Genomic DNA, 15,943 nt, shown 5'->3' with positions numbered 1-15,943 from the left:
GATGACACAACCTCTGTTAGCTATTGAGAATTTATCAGTCGGTTTTCGTCAACAAGATAGCGTACGCACTGTAGTCAATACACTCTCTTTGCGCGTTGATGCCGGGCAAACGCTGGCGCTGGTGGGTGAATCCGGTTCAGGTAAAAGCGTCACCGCGCTTTCGGTGTTGCGTCTGTTACCCACGCCGCCCGCGGTGTACCTCTCCGGTGATATCCGCTTTCACGGTGCATCATTACTTCACGCTAACGAGCAGACGCTTCGCGGTGTACGGGGAAATAAAATCGCCATGATTTTCCAGGAACCAATGGTGTCGTTGAACCCATTGCATAACCTTGAAAAACAGCTCTATGAAGTCCTGTCTTTGCATAGGGGAATGCGTCGGGAAGCCGCACGGGCAGAAATTCTGACCTGTCTGGATCGTGTAGGCATTCGCCATGCAGCGAAACGCCTTACAGATTATCCGCACCAGCTTTCCGGCGGTGAGCGCCAGCGCGTAATGATTGCTATGGCGCTGTTAACCCGCCCGGAGCTGCTAATTGCCGACGAACCCACAACCGCGCTGGATGTCTCTGTGCAGGCGCAAATTTTGCAACTGCTGCGGGAGTTGCAGCGTGAGCTGAACATGGGATTGCTGTTTATCACTCATAATCTCAGCATCGTGAGAAAGCTGGCCGATTCCATTGCCGTCATGCAGAACGGTCAATGCGTTGAACAAAACCGTGTCGAGCCACTGCTTGCCGCACCAACCCATTCCTACACACAGAAACTGTTAAATAGCGAACCCTCCGGCGATCCAGTCCCTTTACCCGCCGGACAACCGCCATTACTGGAAGTGAATGGGCTCAGGGTCGCCTTTCCTGTACGCAAAGGTATCCTCAAGCGCGTGGTGGATCATAACGTGGTGGTTAACAACGTCAGTTTTACCCTCAGACCCGGTGAAACACTGGGACTGGTGGGCGAATCAGGATCCGGGAAAAGTACCACCGGTCTGGCGCTGCTGCGATTAATCACATCACAAGGCAGTATTGTGTTCGATGGTCTGGCGCTGCATACCTTAAATCGTCGCCAACTGTTGCCAATACGCCACCGCATTCAGGTGGTCTTTCAGGATCCCAACTCTTCACTGAATCCGCGTTTGAGCGTATTACAAATTATTGAAGAGGGATTGCGCGTTCACCAGCCAACGCTTTCCGCTGAACAGCGTGAAGCGCAGGTAAAAGCAGTGATGGCTGAAGTCGGACTCGATAGCGAAACCCGCCATCGTTATCCTGCAGAGTTTTCCGGTGGTCAACGCCAGCGCATAGCCATTGCCAGGGCATTGATTCTGAAACCCTCGCTGATCATTCTGGATGAGCCGACATCCTCGCTCGACAGAACCGTACAGGCGCAAATCCTCACGCTGTTAAAGTCCTTACAGGAAAAGCATCGCCTGGCTTATATTTTTATCAGCCATGATTTGCACGTTGTACGTGCGCTATGCCATCAGGTAATTGTGTTGCGGCAGGGAGAAGTCGTGGAACAGGGGCAATGCGAGCACGTATTTAACGCGCCACAACAGGCCTATACGCGTCAGTTGCTCGCGCTAAGCTGACGCTCAAAACGGATTGTTGTTTGAAAACGGTTCTGCGATGGCCACGCCGAAATTTTTCAGCCTGCAGGTCGCGGCAAACTCATCCTGGCGATTCACAAACAGGCACGGTTCCCCTTCACATTCCAGTACGGAACAAGGAACTTCAATATCGCTAAGTGCCTGGCTGAGTTTATGCATGACTGACCACGCACTGTCACCATCAGGGCTAAGCAATTTGAGGGCCACCAGGCTGTTCTCATTGCTCTGACCGTTGTGCGGAATCGGTTCAACCTTTGAACCTGCGAAACCCACCGACCAACGATAGCACTGCGGCAGACGATGAACGATTGAGAGTTGTAATGTCATCACTTTCTTTCCCTGGAAGCACAATCACTTCACAATTATTTTACATCAATATTAACACATCATTGACAATACGTCTTTAGACAGTTGGTAAACGTTTACACCCAGTCTTTATGCCGCTTTCCGAATCCACTATTTAAATTTATTCAACGGTTCAGGCATGTTTCCGCGCTATATGTACTCGTTTCTGCGATCTAACTCAACCTTTTTAACTACAATGATGTGACTTTTTACATAAATTGATTTTACATAAAATAAACATAAGCGGGGAAAATGATAGATTTGCGGTTGATATACATCAACTCCGGAGGCCTTATGACCCCCAGGTTGTGTAATAGATCACCGTTTTTTGGCGCGACTGGCGTAGAGATAGAAGAGAATTGAGCTGGTGGCGCAAAATGCAATCGACCAAATCATTGGCCAGGCTGAGTTAAAGGTTGCCAGAGATAACAGCGCCCCAACGATGGCACCAATACCGAAGCGGAACGTTCCTGCCAGCGATGACGCCGTTCCCGCCATATGTGGGAATTCATCGAGAATCACCGCCATGGCGTTGGATGACACCATCGACACACAGCCTACAAACGCCGCAACACCGACAACCAGTGCCCAGAATCCAATCCCGAATAGCGCGCTGAATACCATCCAGCCCGCCATCACAAACTGGATCCACAGGCCAGTACGGAACATATTTAGTGCACCAACCCGCCGAACAAAGCGGCTGTTGATGATGGTCATCACGAACAGGAACACAATATTCAGCGCGAAGTAATAGCCGAAATTCTGCGGTGAAACGTGGTTGATCTCAATGTAGACAAAAGGTCCGGCGCTCAGGAATGAGAACATCCCGGCAAAGCTGAACCCACTGGCCAGCATGTAACTCAGGACGCGCTTGTGGCGAAACAGCGAGGCAAAGTTGCCCAGAGTAGTACGCAAGCGAAACGGCTGACGACGCTCAACGGGCAAGGTCTCTTTGATCAGCGTAAGGATCATCACCGACGCCAGAATAGCCGCCACGGCGAGGATCCAAAAGATGTAGTGCCAGCTCAGCCACACCAACACCCAGCCACCGATAATCGGCGCCATTAATGGCGCAATTGTCGTCACCAGCATGACGAATGACATCATGCGCGAAAACTCTTCTTTCGGATAGATATCACGCATCAGGGCGTTGATAACCACGCTCGCCGCCGCGGCCGCCAGGCCGTGGAAGAAACGCATCACGATCAGTTGATCGATGGTTTGCGCCAGCGCGCAGGCCACTGCCGCCGCCGCAAACACCAGCGTCCCGCCCAGTATCACCGGTTTACGCCCGATGCTGTCGGCCATCGGACCATAGATCAACTGCCCCACCGCGAACCCCAGAATATAGGTACTGAGGGTCATTTGCGCGCTACCTGCTGGCACACCAAACTGTTCAGAGATAACTGGCAGCGCCGGAAGATACATATCAATCGACAACGGCATCAACATGGCTAACAAGCCAAGGATAAAGACAATGGCAATTGACGAGTTCTGCCGGGTGGTCACATTTAGCTCCTGAAATTAACGCGGGGTTAAGTTAACGCTGGCGATTTCTTCTTCGGTCAAAAGACGGTATTCACCCGGTGCCAGATCATCATCAAGCCTGATGTCACCAATCCGTTCGCGGTGCAGTTCCACAACGTGGTTACCCACGGCGGCAAACATACGTTTAACCTGATGATAGCGCCCTTCGCTGATGGTCAAGCGCACCTGAGTTGGCGTAATGACTTCCAGCACGGCCGGTTTGGTCAGGTCTTTCTCATTATGCAACTGTACACCATGGGCAAACTGTTCAGCGGTATCATCTGCCACCGGCGATTCCAGCGTCACCAGATAGGTTTTCTCACAATGGTGGCGTGGCGAAGTGATCCGATGCGACCACTGTCCGTCATCGGTCATCAGCACCAGTCCGGTGGTGTCGATATCCAGACGCCCTGCCGCATGCAGTTTGTGCGCGACAGGCTCATCAAGAAAATAGAGCACCGTCGGGTGATCCGGGTCATCCGTGGAGCAAACATAGCCCTGAGGCTTATTCAGCATAAAATAGCGTGGGCCAGTCTGTTGAACCAGAGAATTGCCGTCATATTCAACGTCATGTTCTGGCAGCAGCTTAAAAGCGCTATTTCTGACGATTTCGCCGTCGACGGTAACACGGTTACCACGGATCTCACGCCCGGCAATAGCGCGGCTGACGCCGAGTTGCTGAGCGATAAATTTATCAAGTCGCATGAGTGTGATTTTGCCTGTAACAATACGGAAATCGGGCGTTATGCCCGAAAAGTGGAGCCGTTTTCCGCTCAGTATAACGAGCTAACAACTTCCCTCAAGGGAAAAAGATTCGTGGCATACTATACGCGAGACTGTTACATATTGTGAGCCCATGATTTTTACTCTTCGTCCTTACCAAAAAGAAGCCGTGGATGCCACGCTCAACCATTTTCGCCATCACCGCACTCCGGCAGTTATCGTCCTCCCCACAGGCGCAGGCAAAAGCCTGGTGATTGCTGAACTGGCGCGGGTTGCACGTGGGCGCGTATTGGTGCTGGCGCACGTCAAAGAGCTGGTCGCGCAGAATCATGCCAAGTACTGCGCTCTGGGGCTGGAAGCCGATATTTTTGCGGCAGGTCTGAAGCGTAAAGAGAGCCACGGGAAAGTGGTATTTGGCAGCGTACAGTCGGTGGCGCGTAATCTGGATGCCTTTCAGGGAGAATTCTCCCTGCTTATCGTCGATGAATGCCATCGCATTGGCGATGATGAAGAGAGTCAGTATCAGCAAATCCTCACTCACCTGACCAACGTAAATCCCCACTTACGACTGCTCGGGCTTACCGCCACGCCTTTTCGTTTGGGCAAAGGCTGGATTTATCATTTCCATTATCACGGAATGGTACGCGGCGATGAAAAAGCGTTATTTCGCGATTGCATTTATGAATTGCCGCTGCGCTACATGATTAAGCACGGTTATCTGACGCCGCCGGAACGCCTCGATATGCCGGTCGTACAATATGATTTCAGCCGCCTGCAGGCGCAGAGTAATGGCCTGTTCAGTGAAGCCGACCTTAATAAGGAGCTGAAAAAACAACAACGCATAACACCGCATATCATCAGTCAGATTGTCGAGTTTGCTCAGACGCGCAAAGGGGTAATGATTTTCGCCGCTACCGTTGAGCACGCCAAAGAGATTGTCGGCCTGCTGCCCGCTGATGATGCCGCACTTATCACCGGAGAGACACCGGGATCGGAACGTGATGTATTAATCGAAGACTTCAAAGCGCAGCGCTTTCGCTATCTGGTGAATGTGTCGGTCCTGACCACTGGCTTCGATGCCCCGCACGTCGACCTTATCGCCATTCTGCGCCCGACCGAGTCAGTTAGCCTTTACCAACAAATTGTCGGTCGTGGGTTGCGCCTGGCGCCGGGGAAAACCGACTGTCTGATCCTCGATTACGCTGGCAACCCGCACGATCTGTACGCCCCGGAAGTGGGTGCGCCGAAAGGAAAAAGTGACAACGTTCCGGTACAGGTGTTCTGTCCTGCCTGCGGCTTTGCCAACACCTTCTGGGGCAAAACAACGGCCGACGGCACGCTGATTGAGCACTTTGGCCGCCGCTGTCAGGGATGGTTTGAAGATGATGACGGCCATCGCGAACAGTGCGATTTTCGTTTCCGTTTTAAAAACTGCCCGCAGTGCAACGCGGAAAATGACATCGCCGCCCGCCGCTGCCGCGAGTGCGACACAGTACTGGTTGACCCGGATGACATGCTGAAAGCCGCGCTCAGGCTTAAAGATGCGCTGGTTCTGCGCTGCAGCGGGATGGCGCTACAAAATGGTCAGGATGAAAAAGGCGAATGGCTAAAAATTACCTATTACGATGAAGATGGCGCCGACGTCAGCGAACGCTTTCGCCTGCATACTCCCGCGCAGCGTACAGCCTTCGAGCAACTGTTTATTCGCCCGCACACCCGAACGCCTGGCATTCCCTTACGCTGGATAACCGCCGCTGATATCCTCGCCCAGCAGGCACTGTTACGTCATCCTGATTTCGTGGTGGCGCGCATGAAAGGTCAGTACTGGCAGGTGCGTGAAAAGGTCTTTGATTACGAAGGTCGTTTCCGGCGGGCACATGAATTACGCGGTTAATCGTACTTTTGATTGATGTACCAGCCGTTTGAGTATAGAATCTCGCCCGCTTTTGCATACGCAAAGCAGATCACTTACCTGTTGCTGGGTCGCCTGTAGCAGGAATTATTAAAGAGAGATTTAAATGTTTACTATCAACGCTGAAGTACGTAAAGAGCAGGGTAAGGGTGCGAGCCGCCGCCTGCGTGCCGCTAACAAGTTCCCGGCAATCATCTACGGTGGCGCAGAAGCCCCGGTTGCTATCGAACTGGATCACGATGCAGTTATGAACATGCAAGCTAAAGCTGAATTCTACAGCGAAGTTCTGACCATCGTTGTTGACGGTAAAGAAGTTAAAGTTAAAGCTCAGGCTGTACAGCGTCACCCGTTCAAGCCGAAGCTGTCTCACATCGACTTCGTTCGCGCGTAATCGCAAACAAGTTGAAGAAAAACCCCGCCAAGGCGGGGTTTTTTTATGGGATTTTGTAATCGATACTGATGGTTCTCGTCGACCGGATAAGGCGTTTACGCTCTCACCCGGCAAACGGTTTTATTTCCCGCCCGACGTGCGACGCTGCAGTTGGTCACGCAGGTTCGGCGGCGTACCTTTGATGGTCAAAGTATCTGTAGCCGGATCCCAGAAAATACGTTCACCCAGTAGCATGGCGTCGAAGTTGATGGTTAACCCACCGCCGCTGCCGGCAAATTTGGTTAACTGACGCAGCGTACTGCGATCCGCAGGGAAGCTCTCTTCCAGCTCGTAACCTTTATCAGCGGTAAATTCGCTGAAGCTAACTTCACTGACGCCGGAAAGCTCTTTGGACAGCGACTCCAGCTCGATCTCTTCACCGGCTTGTAGCTGTTCATTGCAGTAGCTGTACACCTGCTGACGCACGTTCTGGCGTTCAGCTTTATCGAGCTGCGCCTCGGCAGTAAAGTCATCGACCGCCTGCAGCAGGCCACGGTTTTGCGCTTTGGCATTCAGACCTTCGCTGGCGCCGAGGAAATCCATAAAGAAATCGGCAACTTTACGCCCGACCCGCCCTTTCAGGAACGTCAGATAGCGCGTGGACTCCGGGTTGGTTTCCCACTCGGTTAAATCAATACGCGCGACGATATCCGCATGATTGATATCCAGATAGTGCGTCGGGTTGATATCCAGATTTTCATTGACGCGCATGCTGCTTAAATTGTTCAGCACGGCGACCAGCAGATACTCTACCGCCAGATAACGGTAATGGCAGAACAGGACAATACCGCCGTCAGCAAAAGGATATTTCGCCAGCTCGTCCCGCAAACGCCCGGTCGCAGCACGACTAAAAGCCAGAAAATCCTCTTCACCCTGGCGCTGTAAGCGCAGCGTTTGCGCCAGCTCGCTCTCTTCGCTAAACAGGCCATAGGCTTTATTCTTGGCGCTATACACCCGGTGCAACTCAGCCATCATCTCGACAACCGTCGCTGTCGGTTCCAGTAATGAATCGCGCAAGACCAGCTCAAGATTCTGCTCGTCACGTTTGATAAGCTGGTGCAGGGCAATCTGGTTGATATCCAGACTCATGATAAACTCTCCTTTTAGACCGGGCGGTATTCAACCACCTGCCGGGCAGTGACGCAATAGAAGATAAAAAAGCAGAAAAAAAACTGTCTGTACGGTAATATGTTGCCCTTTCATGAACAGACTGATTTCGATTTATGCCACAAATTTCCCGCTATAGTGACGAACACGTTGAACAATTACTGAATGAGATGCTCAACGTACTGGAAAAACATAAGGCACCAACCGATCTTTCCCTGATGGTTTTGGGAAATATGGTGACTAACCTTATCAATACAAGCATCGCACCGGCCCAGCGCCAGGCGATTGCGAACTCTTTTGCCCGCGCATTGCAGTCTTCGGTAAACGACGACCAAGCGCACTAAGAGCCTGCTCCGGGGAAACGAACAACAGTTTATGGTAACTCATCGTCAGCGCTACCGTGAGAAAGTCTCCCAGATGGTTAGCTGGGGGCACTGGTTTGCCTTGTTCAACATTCTGTTGGCCATGGTACTCGGTAGCCGTTACCTGTTTGTCGCCGACTGGCCGACAACGCTTGCAGGGCGTGTTTATTCTTACCTGAGCGTTGTCGGGCATTTTAGCTTCCTGGTGTTTGCCACCTATCTGCTAATCCTGTTTCCTCTGACGTTTATCGTCATGTCCCAGAGGCTGATGCGATTCTTATCAGCGATTCTGGCGACAGCAGGCATGACGCTGTTGTTGATCGACAGCGAAGTGTTCACCCGCTTCCACCTGCATCTCAACCCCATCGTCTGGGAGCTGGTCATTAACCCTGACCAGAATGAAGCGGCCCGCGACTGGCAACTGATGTTTATCAGCGTGCCAATCATTCTGCTAATCGAAATGCTGTTTGCGACCTGGAGCTGGCAGAAACTGCGCAGCCTGACGCGTCGCCGCCATTTTGCCAAACCGTTAGCCGCATTCTTCTTCATTTGCTTTATCGCCTCGCACGTGATGTATATCTGGGCAGATGCCAATTTCTATCGCCCGGTTACCATGCAGCGCGCAAACCTGCCGCTCTCCTATCCGATGACGGCGCGTAAGTTCCTGGAAAAACATGGTCTGCTGGATGCGCAAGAGTATCAGCGTCGCCTGATCGAACAGGGGAATCCGGAAGCAGTTTCCGTGCAGTACCCGCTTAGCGAACTGCGCTATCGCGATATGGGCACCGGCCAGAACGTCCTGCTGATCACCGTTGACGGTCTGAACTACTCGCGCTTTGAACAGCAGATGCCTGCACTGGCAGAATTTGCCGGGCAGAACATCTCCTTTACGCGTCACATGAGCTCCGGCAACACCACGGATAACGGTATTTTCGGCCTGTTCTACGGCGTCTCACCAAGCTACATGGATGGCATTTTATCGACCCGAACGCCTGCGGCGCTGATTTCCGCGCTGAACCAGCAGGGTTATCAGTTAGGGCTATTCTCCTCGGATGGCTTTACCAGCCCGCTTTATCGCCAGGCGCTACTGTCAGATTTCTCGATGCCAAGCGTACAAACGCAATCTGACGAACAAACCGCAAGCCAGTGGATTAACTGGCTGGGACGCTACGCGCAAGAAGATAACCGCTGGTTCTCGTGGGTCTCCTTTAACGGGACGAACCTTGATGACAGCAACCAGAAGAATTTTGCCAAACGCTACGCCAGCGCGGCGCAAGATGTGGATGCCAACATCAACCGTATTCTCAGCGCACTGCGTGATTCCGGGAAGCTGAACAATACGGTGGTCATTATTACCGCAGGTCGGGGCGTGCCGCTGACGCAGGAAGAGAATAACTTTGCCTGGTCACGTGGCCATCTACAGGTGCCTCTGGTTATTCACTGGCCGGGAACACCTGCGCAGCGTATTAATAGTCTGACCGATCATACTGACCTGATGACAACACTGATGCAGCGCCTGCTCCACGTCAGTACCCCAGCAAGCGAGTACTCACAGGGTCAGGATTTGTTTAATGCAACACGCCGCCATTACTGGGTCACGGCAGCTGACAGCAGCACCATGGCCATTACCACACCAGAGATGACGCTGGTGCTTAATAACAACGGTAATTACCAGACCTATAATTTACGCGGCGAGAAAATTAAAGATCAGAAACCGCAGCTAAGTTTGCTGCTGCAAGTGCTGACGGATGAGAAACGATTTATCGCTAACTGATTAATTATAAATCAGTTAGCAGTCCATCCTCTTGCATTCGTGGTGGAAAGCAGTAGTATTAGCAGCCATAAGTGTCGGCACGTAGCGCAGCCTGGTAGCGCACCGTCATGGGGTGTCGGGGGTCGGAGGTTCAAATCCTCTCGTGCCGACCAAAATTCCCCAAAAAAACCAACCTTCTACGGTTGGTTTTTTTATGCCTGAGATTTAGCAATCCCTATTATTACCCCGGCCTTCAGCACAGGTTTTACTACTTACCCATGCACAAATTGGGGTAAAATTTATCCTCTCATCAGCGTATTGAATCTGGACGATTGATGCGCTGAAAACAATAATGATACTAATAAAAACTCAGGAGAATAGTATGCCTGAAGCAACGCCTTTTCGGGTGCTGATTGTTGATGACCACCCACTCATGCGGCGAGGAATCAGTCAATTACTGCAGCTGGATAGCGCATTTGACGTAGTTGCCGAAGCCGGCGACGGTGCGAGCGCTATCGATTTGGCAAACCGTCTGGACATTGATGTGATCCTGCTCGATCTCAATATGAAAGGCATGAGCGGACTGGACACCCTGAATGCGCTGCGCCGGGATGGCGTCACAGCGCAAATTATTATTCTTACCGTTTCGGATGCCGCCAGCGATGTGTATGCCTTAATTGATGCCGGCGCGGATGGCTATTTACTTAAAGACAGCGATCCTGAAGTCCTGCTGGAAGCCATTCGCGCTGGCGCAAAAGGAGGTAAAGCCTTTAGCCAACGCGTCAGCGATTATCTGCGGGAACGGGAACTGTTTGGCGCCGAGGAAGATCCGTTCAGCGTACTCACCGAACGCGAGCTGGACGTGTTACATGAACTGGCTCAGGGATTATCGAATAAACAGATTGCATCTGTACTGAATATTTCCGAGCAAACGGTGAAAGTGCATATCCGCAACCTGTTGCGAAAACTTAACGTCCGCTCTCGCGTTGCCGCCACCATCCTGTTTTTACAAACACGCGGCATGCAGTAATCAGATATTGCCCGATGGCGCTACGCTTATCGGGCCTACAAGTCACGTGCATCAGTAGGCCGGATAAGACGCTTTGCGTCGCCATCCGGCATCTTCCACTCTTACTTCTCCTGCGGCGTTAGCTGCTCCATCGCCTGTTTGATACTGCGCTCAATTACCGCCCGACGGGTATCATTGGCGGGCAATAATTTCAGCATCATCTCCCACGCCGCAACCGCCTCGCCGAAGCGTTGCTGTTCGAAAGCATTAAACGCGTACATGCTGAGAATCCGCACGTTGGCATGTTCGCCGCGCACCAACTGGCGTAGCAGCTCCCCTCCCCGACGGTTATCATCTGGATCGGAAGAACGGGTCAGCGCTTCCGCGTAGCCCAGCGCGGCATCGCTGTTTTTCGGATCCAGTCGGTAGGCATTGGCATACGCTTCAGTCGCCGTACTGGCATTACCGAGAACCATGCCTACGCGCCCAAGCATGATCCAGCCTTCAACGTTCCCGGCATCGGTTTGCAGCCGAGTGCGTAATCCCAACGCCAGACGCGCCATATCCTCTTCATTCAGCGGTTCAGCCTTTGGATCTAACGCCCGCTCCAGCAACGCCGGAGCCTGTGCCGTCGCCTGCTGCCAGACCTTAACCTGCTTATAACTGCCGGTTTGGTAATAGCTCACCGCACCCACCACCAGCGCCACGATAACGCCGGGTATAAAGAGTCCTAATCCACCGCGTTTGCCGTCGGGGGTAATATCATCAGGAAATTCTTCCTGCTTCACTCGTACACGACGGCGTGAACGGGCAAAAATAATCCAACCCCCCAGACCAATTGCCACAACGGGCATCACCCACAGCAGCACGGTCAGCGGCGTCAACGGCGGATCGTAAGTCACGAAGTTGCCGTAGCGCGCCACCATGTAATCGACAATTTCTTTCTGGCTTTTTCCTTCCTGCATCAGTTCGTAAACCTTCTGACGCAGATCGGTGGCAATCATTGAGTTAGAGTCAGCAATGCTGTTGTTCTGACATTTAGGACAACGCAGTTGTTCGGTAAGCTGGCGGAACTGCTGCTCCTGCGCTTCGTCCTTAAACTGCATCACGTCGATAGTCGCCAGAGCGGATCCCGAGATAACCAGCATCAGCAGGCCCAGTAAAAATCTCATTGCGCAGCCTCCTTACTGTACTTGTCCCATAACGGTTTGATCTCGCTTGCCCACACCCTGGCGTTTAAATCACCAGCATGGCGGTAGCGAATAATGCCTTTCCCGTCGATCAGGAACGTTTCCGGCGCGCCGTACACCCCAAGATCCAGACCAAGCATCCCGTCGCCGTCAAACAGGCTCAGCGCATATGGATTGCCCAGCTCTTTCAGCCAGACAATGGCTTTCTGACGATCGTCTTTATAGTTCAACCCAACGACCCGCACGCCTTGTGCCGACAGCTGGTTCAGATACTGGTGCTCAGCACGACAGGTCGGACACCAGGTCGCCCAGACGTTCAGCAATACCGGTTTGCCCTGCGTCAGCACATCGGCCTGATAATGCTGGCCCGGATTTTCCAGCGATTCGAGGCGGAATGTTGGAACGGGTTTGCCAATCAGCGCCGATTCCAGATTCGTCGGGTCGTCCCCCTGCGCGTTACGCGCTAACTGCCACAGCAGCGCCGCCGCAATGATGAGAAAAATAATAAACGGGATTAACAGTGCGTTGCGCTTCATACAGCCTCCGACGCGTTTTTTTGCACCGCAGCGCGAGGACGCATGCGCTGGCGATAGCGTGGATCAAACAGGCAGAACAACCCGCCCAGCGCCATCAGCAACCCTCCGGCCCAAATCCAGCGAATAAACGGTTTATAGTACAGACGCACTGCCCACGCGCCGTTGTCCAGCTCTTCGCCTAATGCCGCGTACAGGTCACGCGTCAGTCCGCCATCGATCGCCGCTTCGGTCATCATTGAACTGGTGCTGTTGTAAAAGCGTTTTTCCGCATGCAGCGTTGCTTCCGGCTTGCCGTCACGGGTAACACCAATCACGGCCACGCCCCCCCGGTAGTTAGGTCCGGTAATATCTTTTACTTCGCGGAAAGTGAACTGATAATCATGGATGCTGACGCTATCGCCCGCCTTCATGCGCACATCACGTTCAACGCTGTAGTTCTGGCTAAAGGCAATACCGACGATGGTAACAGCCAGTCCTACGTGACCTGAAACCATGCCCCAGTAGCTCGGCGTCAACTTCGTGCCGCGCGAAATGCGCAGGAACGCTTCGGACATCGCCAGCACAAAAATCCAGCACGCCATCGCCATACCCACGACGGTCATCGCCGCAACGCGATCCTCAAACAGCCACGGTAGCAGCACGGACAGTACCAGCGTGGTAACAAACGCGACAATCAGTAGCGTTTTCAGCTTACGCGGTCGGTCACGTCCCCAGCGCACCAGTGGCCCAATCCCCAGCAATAGCGCAAACGGCGCCATCAGCCAGGTAAACATAGTGTTGAAGAACGGCTCGCCAATCGAAATACTGCCCAGTCCCAGCTGTTTGTGCACCAATGGCAGCAGCGTACCCAACAGCACCACCAGCATCGCAGCAATCAGCAGCACGTTATTACCCAGCAACAGCGATTCACGCGACCACAGCGCGTTATTCACCCGCGAGCGAACCTTGTGACCGCGCACTGCAAACAGCAGCAGGGAACCACCGATAACCAGTACCATAAAGGCAAGAATGAACATCCCGCGTGACGGGTCAGAGGCGAAAGCGTGCACCGAAACCAATACCCCCGAACGCACCAGGAACGTCCCCAGTAAACAGAGCGAGAAGGCACAGATTGACAGCAGTAACGTCCAGGCTTTAAAGCTGGCGCGTTGTTCGGTCACTGACAGCGAGTGCATCAGCGCAGTCCCCACCAGCCACGGCATAAACGATGCGTTCTCTACCGGATCCCAGAACCACCAACCGCCCCAGCCCAGTTCGTAGTATGCCCAGGCAGAACCGAGCACAATACCCAGCGTCAGAAACACCCACGCCGCCAGCGTCCACGGACGCGAAAAACGGGCGAAGGTGCTGTCCAGTCGGCCGCTCATCAACGCGGCAATGGCAAAGGCAAACGCCACGGAGAAACCGACATAACCCATGTACAGCAACGGCGGATGGAAGATCAGCCCCGGATCCTGCAACAGCGGATTCAGGTCGCGGCCTTCAATAGGAAAATCTGGCAACGTGCGGGCAAACGGATTGGAAGTAAACAGGATAAACAGCAGGAAGCCAACGCTGACCATGCCCATCACCGCCAGTACGCGGGCGACGATATCCAGCGGCATCCGCTGGCTGAACAGCGCCACCGCGAACGTCCAGCCGCTCATCAGCAACACCCACAACAACAATGAGCCTTCATGCGCGCCCCATGTCGCGGCGACGCGATACCAGACCGGAAGTTGCGTATTGGAATTGCTGGCGACATAGGTCACGGTAAAGTCATTGACCACAAATGCGTTTACCAGCACCAGAAACGCACCCATCACACAGATAAACAACACCCAGGCAAAGGGGCGCGCAGAGGCCATCATCCGGACATCGCCACGCGCTACGCCCCACAGCGGATAGACCGACAGCAGTAATGCAACGCCAAGCGCAAGACACAACAGCCCATTGCCAATTTCAGGCATCATGACGTTTTATCCTTATAAACACTTTCCGGGCGACGGTGGTTCTCCTGCATCGCTTTTTCGACTTCCGGCGGGGTGTAATTTTCATCATGTTTGGCCAGAACCTCTTTGGCCTGCACATGATTCCCCTGATCCAGCTCTCCCTGAACAACGACGCCCTGCCCTTCACGGAACAGGTCCGGCAGGATACCTTCATAAGTCACATCCACCACGCCTTCGGCGTCATAGATGCTGAAGTTAACTTTCAGCGACTGCGGGTCGCGCTTCACACTACCCGGCATAACCATTCCGCCAACGCGCAGGCGTTGACCGACTTCCGGCATCTGCTGAGTTTCACGCTTGCCGTAGAGTATTTCTCCCGGCGTATAGAACAAATCGATATTGGAACGCAGCGCATAGAGCACCAACGTGATGGTCAAAGCCAGACCCGCCAGCACCGCACAGGCTATCCATAGCCGATTTTTACGTCGAATATTCACGCCGCCTCCCGTTGCACTTGCGCTGCACGCATGCGGGCTTCCCGCGCCCGTTGTTGCGCCACCCCGCGCAAAATCGCGCGATGCTGTAGTGCAGAATGCAGCACCAGCACCACCAACGGAATTACGCTCATGGCCACAGCCAGCCAGACATATAAGGCGTAACCGCCCATCGCGAAAAAATCACTCCATGATGCAAATGCAGGGGTCATTGGCGGCCTCTTTTTAAGATCAGTTCGCTCACCCACGGGCGGCGTTTTTCCATCATCAAAATCAGGTTACGCATGCGCATCAGCGCCAGCGTGACAAACAGGAGCAGATAGCCGACGATCGCCAGACGCAGCGGCGCGCGCATTGCCGGATCAATACTTTGCTGCATGCGGGTCGACCCCTGGTGCAACGTGTTCCACCACTCGACCGAGTAGTGAATAATCGGTAAGTTGACCACGCCAATTAGCACCAGAATGCCGGCAGCGCGCCCCGCCAGACGGCGGTCATCAAAGGCATGCCACAGCGCAATGGCACCAACGTAGAGAAACAGCAGCACCAGTTCAGAGGTGAGACGGGCATCCCAGACCCACCAGGTTCCCCACATCGGTTTGCCCCATGCGGAACCCGTCACCAGCGCAATAAAGGTGAACACTGCACCAATGGGCGCCATCGCAGCCAGCGCCAGATTAGCCATTTTCATCTGCCAGACCAGGCCGATAAATGCGGCAACCGCCATTGATGCGTAAATGCCCATCGACCAGATTGCCGCCGGGACATGCAGATAGATGATGCGATAGCTCTGCCCCTGCTGATAATCCGCTGGCGCGAAGCCAAATCCCCAAACCCATCCTGTTACCAGTACCACTGCGCTGGCAATCGCCAGCCATGGAATAAACCAGCCACAGACCTGATAGAGACGTGGGGGCATCGCCAGTTGATGAAGTGTTTTCCACATAGTTCAGTCACCAGACTCAGTAAATTAGTAAATGTCCGTTTTACCGGAGGGCGGCTTCGCCTTGTCCGG

At 53.4% G+C, this 15,943-nt stretch carries 16 protein-coding genes and 1 tRNA gene; 7 read left to right on the top strand and 10 right to left on the bottom strand.

The window, feature by feature from the left end; genetic code table 11:
• Position 1 precedes the first annotated feature (1 nt).
• Positions 2 to 1,591: a microcin C ABC transporter ATP-binding protein YejF gene (gene yejF / locus I6L54_RS09640; protein ID WP_005129280.1), complete on the top strand. Its 1,590-nt coding sequence runs from the start codon at positions 2 to 4 to the stop codon at positions 1,589 to 1,591.
• A 3-nt stretch (positions 1,592 to 1,594) separates the two neighbouring features.
• On the opposite strand, the gene I6L54_RS09635 is transcribed toward yejF, so the two are convergent.
• From I6L54_RS09635 to rsuA, 3 genes are all read right to left on the bottom strand, one after another.
• Positions 1,595 to 1,939, bottom strand: a complete 345-nt coding sequence (locus I6L54_RS09635; protein ID WP_087051313.1) for a YejG family protein — start codon at positions 1,937 to 1,939, stop codon at positions 1,595 to 1,597.
• Between the two features lie 333 nt (positions 1,940 to 2,272).
• Positions 2,273 to 3,463: a Bcr/CflA family multidrug efflux MFS transporter gene (locus tag I6L54_RS09630; RefSeq protein ID WP_040230595.1), complete on the bottom strand. Its 1,191-nt coding sequence runs from the start codon at positions 3,461 to 3,463 to the stop codon at positions 2,273 to 2,275.
• 15 nt (positions 3,464 to 3,478) lie between these two features.
• Positions 3,479 to 4,186 (bottom strand): 16S rRNA pseudouridine(516) synthase RsuA, encoded by a 708-nt coding sequence (gene rsuA / locus I6L54_RS09625; protein ID WP_005129288.1) that lies wholly within the window; start codon positions 4,184 to 4,186, stop codon positions 3,479 to 3,481.
• 151 nt (positions 4,187 to 4,337) lie between these two features.
• Here rsuA and radD point away from each other — a divergent pair, with 151 nt between their 5' ends.
• Together radD and rplY are read left to right on the top strand one after the other, a co-directional pair.
• Positions 4,338 to 6,098, top strand: a complete 1,761-nt coding sequence (gene radD, locus I6L54_RS09620; RefSeq protein ID WP_040230594.1) for a DNA repair helicase RadD — start codon at positions 4,338 to 4,340, stop codon at positions 6,096 to 6,098.
• A 124-nt stretch (positions 6,099 to 6,222) separates the two neighbouring features.
• Positions 6,223 to 6,507: a 50S ribosomal protein L25 gene (rplY, locus tag I6L54_RS09615; protein ID WP_005129291.1), complete on the top strand. Its 285-nt coding sequence runs from the start codon at positions 6,223 to 6,225 to the stop codon at positions 6,505 to 6,507.
• Positions 6,508 to 6,627: 120 nt separating this feature from the next.
• Here rplY and yejK read toward each other — a convergent pair whose 3' ends face one another.
• Positions 6,628 to 7,635: a nucleoid-associated protein YejK gene (gene yejK, locus I6L54_RS09610; RefSeq protein WP_005129293.1), complete on the bottom strand. Its 1,008-nt coding sequence runs from the start codon at positions 7,633 to 7,635 to the stop codon at positions 6,628 to 6,630.
• 134 nt (positions 7,636 to 7,769) lie between these two features.
• Here yejK and I6L54_RS09605 point away from each other — a divergent pair, with 134 nt between their 5' ends.
• The 4 genes from I6L54_RS09605 (at position 7,770) to narP (ending at position 10,798) form a co-directional block, all read left to right on the top strand.
• On the top strand, positions 7,770 to 7,997 hold the full coding sequence (locus I6L54_RS09605; RefSeq protein ID WP_003027506.1) for a YejL family protein: 228 nt from the start codon (positions 7,770 to 7,772) through the stop codon (positions 7,995 to 7,997).
• Between the two features lie 31 nt (positions 7,998 to 8,028).
• Complete coding sequence (gene yejM / locus I6L54_RS09600; protein ID WP_005129294.1) at positions 8,029 to 9,789, top strand: LPS biosynthesis-modulating metalloenzyme YejM; 1,761 nt, start codon at positions 8,029 to 8,031, stop codon at positions 9,787 to 9,789.
• A 75-nt stretch (positions 9,790 to 9,864) separates the two neighbouring features.
• A tRNA-Pro gene (locus I6L54_RS09595) sits at positions 9,865 to 9,941 on the top strand.
• 209 nt (positions 9,942 to 10,150) lie between these two features.
• Entirely contained in the window at positions 10,151 to 10,798 is a 648-nt protein-coding gene (gene narP, locus I6L54_RS09590; protein WP_040230593.1) for a nitrate/nitrite response regulator protein NarP, read from the top strand.
• A gap of 101 nt (positions 10,799 to 10,899) precedes the next feature.
• Here the strand turns inward: narP and I6L54_RS09585 are convergent, their stop codons facing one another.
• From I6L54_RS09585 to I6L54_RS09560, 6 genes are read right to left on the bottom strand one after another with little or no spacing between them, the layout of a single operon-like run.
• Positions 10,900 to 11,949 (bottom strand): cytochrome c-type biogenesis protein CcmH, encoded by a 1,050-nt coding sequence (locus tag I6L54_RS09585; RefSeq protein WP_040230591.1) that lies wholly within the window; start codon positions 11,947 to 11,949, stop codon positions 10,900 to 10,902.
• Complete coding sequence (gene dsbE, locus I6L54_RS09580; protein WP_040230589.1) at positions 11,946 to 12,503, bottom strand: thiol:disulfide interchange protein DsbE; 558 nt, start codon at positions 12,501 to 12,503, stop codon at positions 11,946 to 11,948. Before dsbE ends, I6L54_RS09585 begins: the two co-directional genes overlap by 4 nt.
• The gene (locus tag I6L54_RS09575; RefSeq protein ID WP_005129317.1) at positions 12,500 to 14,455 is read right to left on the bottom strand and encodes a heme lyase CcmF/NrfE family subunit; all 1,956 of its coding nucleotides are present in this window, start codon (positions 14,453 to 14,455) and stop codon (positions 12,500 to 12,502) included. Before I6L54_RS09575 ends, dsbE begins: the two co-directional genes overlap by 4 nt.
• On the bottom strand, positions 14,452 to 14,931 hold the full coding sequence (ccmE, locus tag I6L54_RS09570; protein ID WP_005129319.1) for a cytochrome c maturation protein CcmE: 480 nt from the start codon (positions 14,929 to 14,931) through the stop codon (positions 14,452 to 14,454). Before ccmE ends, I6L54_RS09575 begins: the two co-directional genes overlap by 4 nt.
• The gene (gene ccmD, locus I6L54_RS09565) at positions 14,928 to 15,140 is read right to left on the bottom strand and encodes a heme exporter protein CcmD (RefSeq protein WP_020996676.1); all 213 of its coding nucleotides are present in this window, start codon (positions 15,138 to 15,140) and stop codon (positions 14,928 to 14,930) included. The genes ccmE and ccmD overlap by 4 nt, the downstream gene beginning before the upstream one ends.
• Complete coding sequence (locus I6L54_RS09560) at positions 15,137 to 15,874, bottom strand: heme ABC transporter permease (protein ID WP_040230584.1); 738 nt, start codon at positions 15,872 to 15,874, stop codon at positions 15,137 to 15,139. The genes ccmD and I6L54_RS09560 overlap by 4 nt, the downstream gene beginning before the upstream one ends.
• Positions 15,875 to 15,943 lie beyond the last annotated feature (69 nt).

Origin of the sequence: Citrobacter pasteurii, from assembly GCF_019047765.1 — a bacterium.
Lineage (GTDB): Bacteria > Pseudomonadota > Gammaproteobacteria > Enterobacterales > Enterobacteriaceae > Citrobacter > Citrobacter pasteurii.
This window is presented reverse-complemented; position numbering and strand designations above follow the sequence as displayed.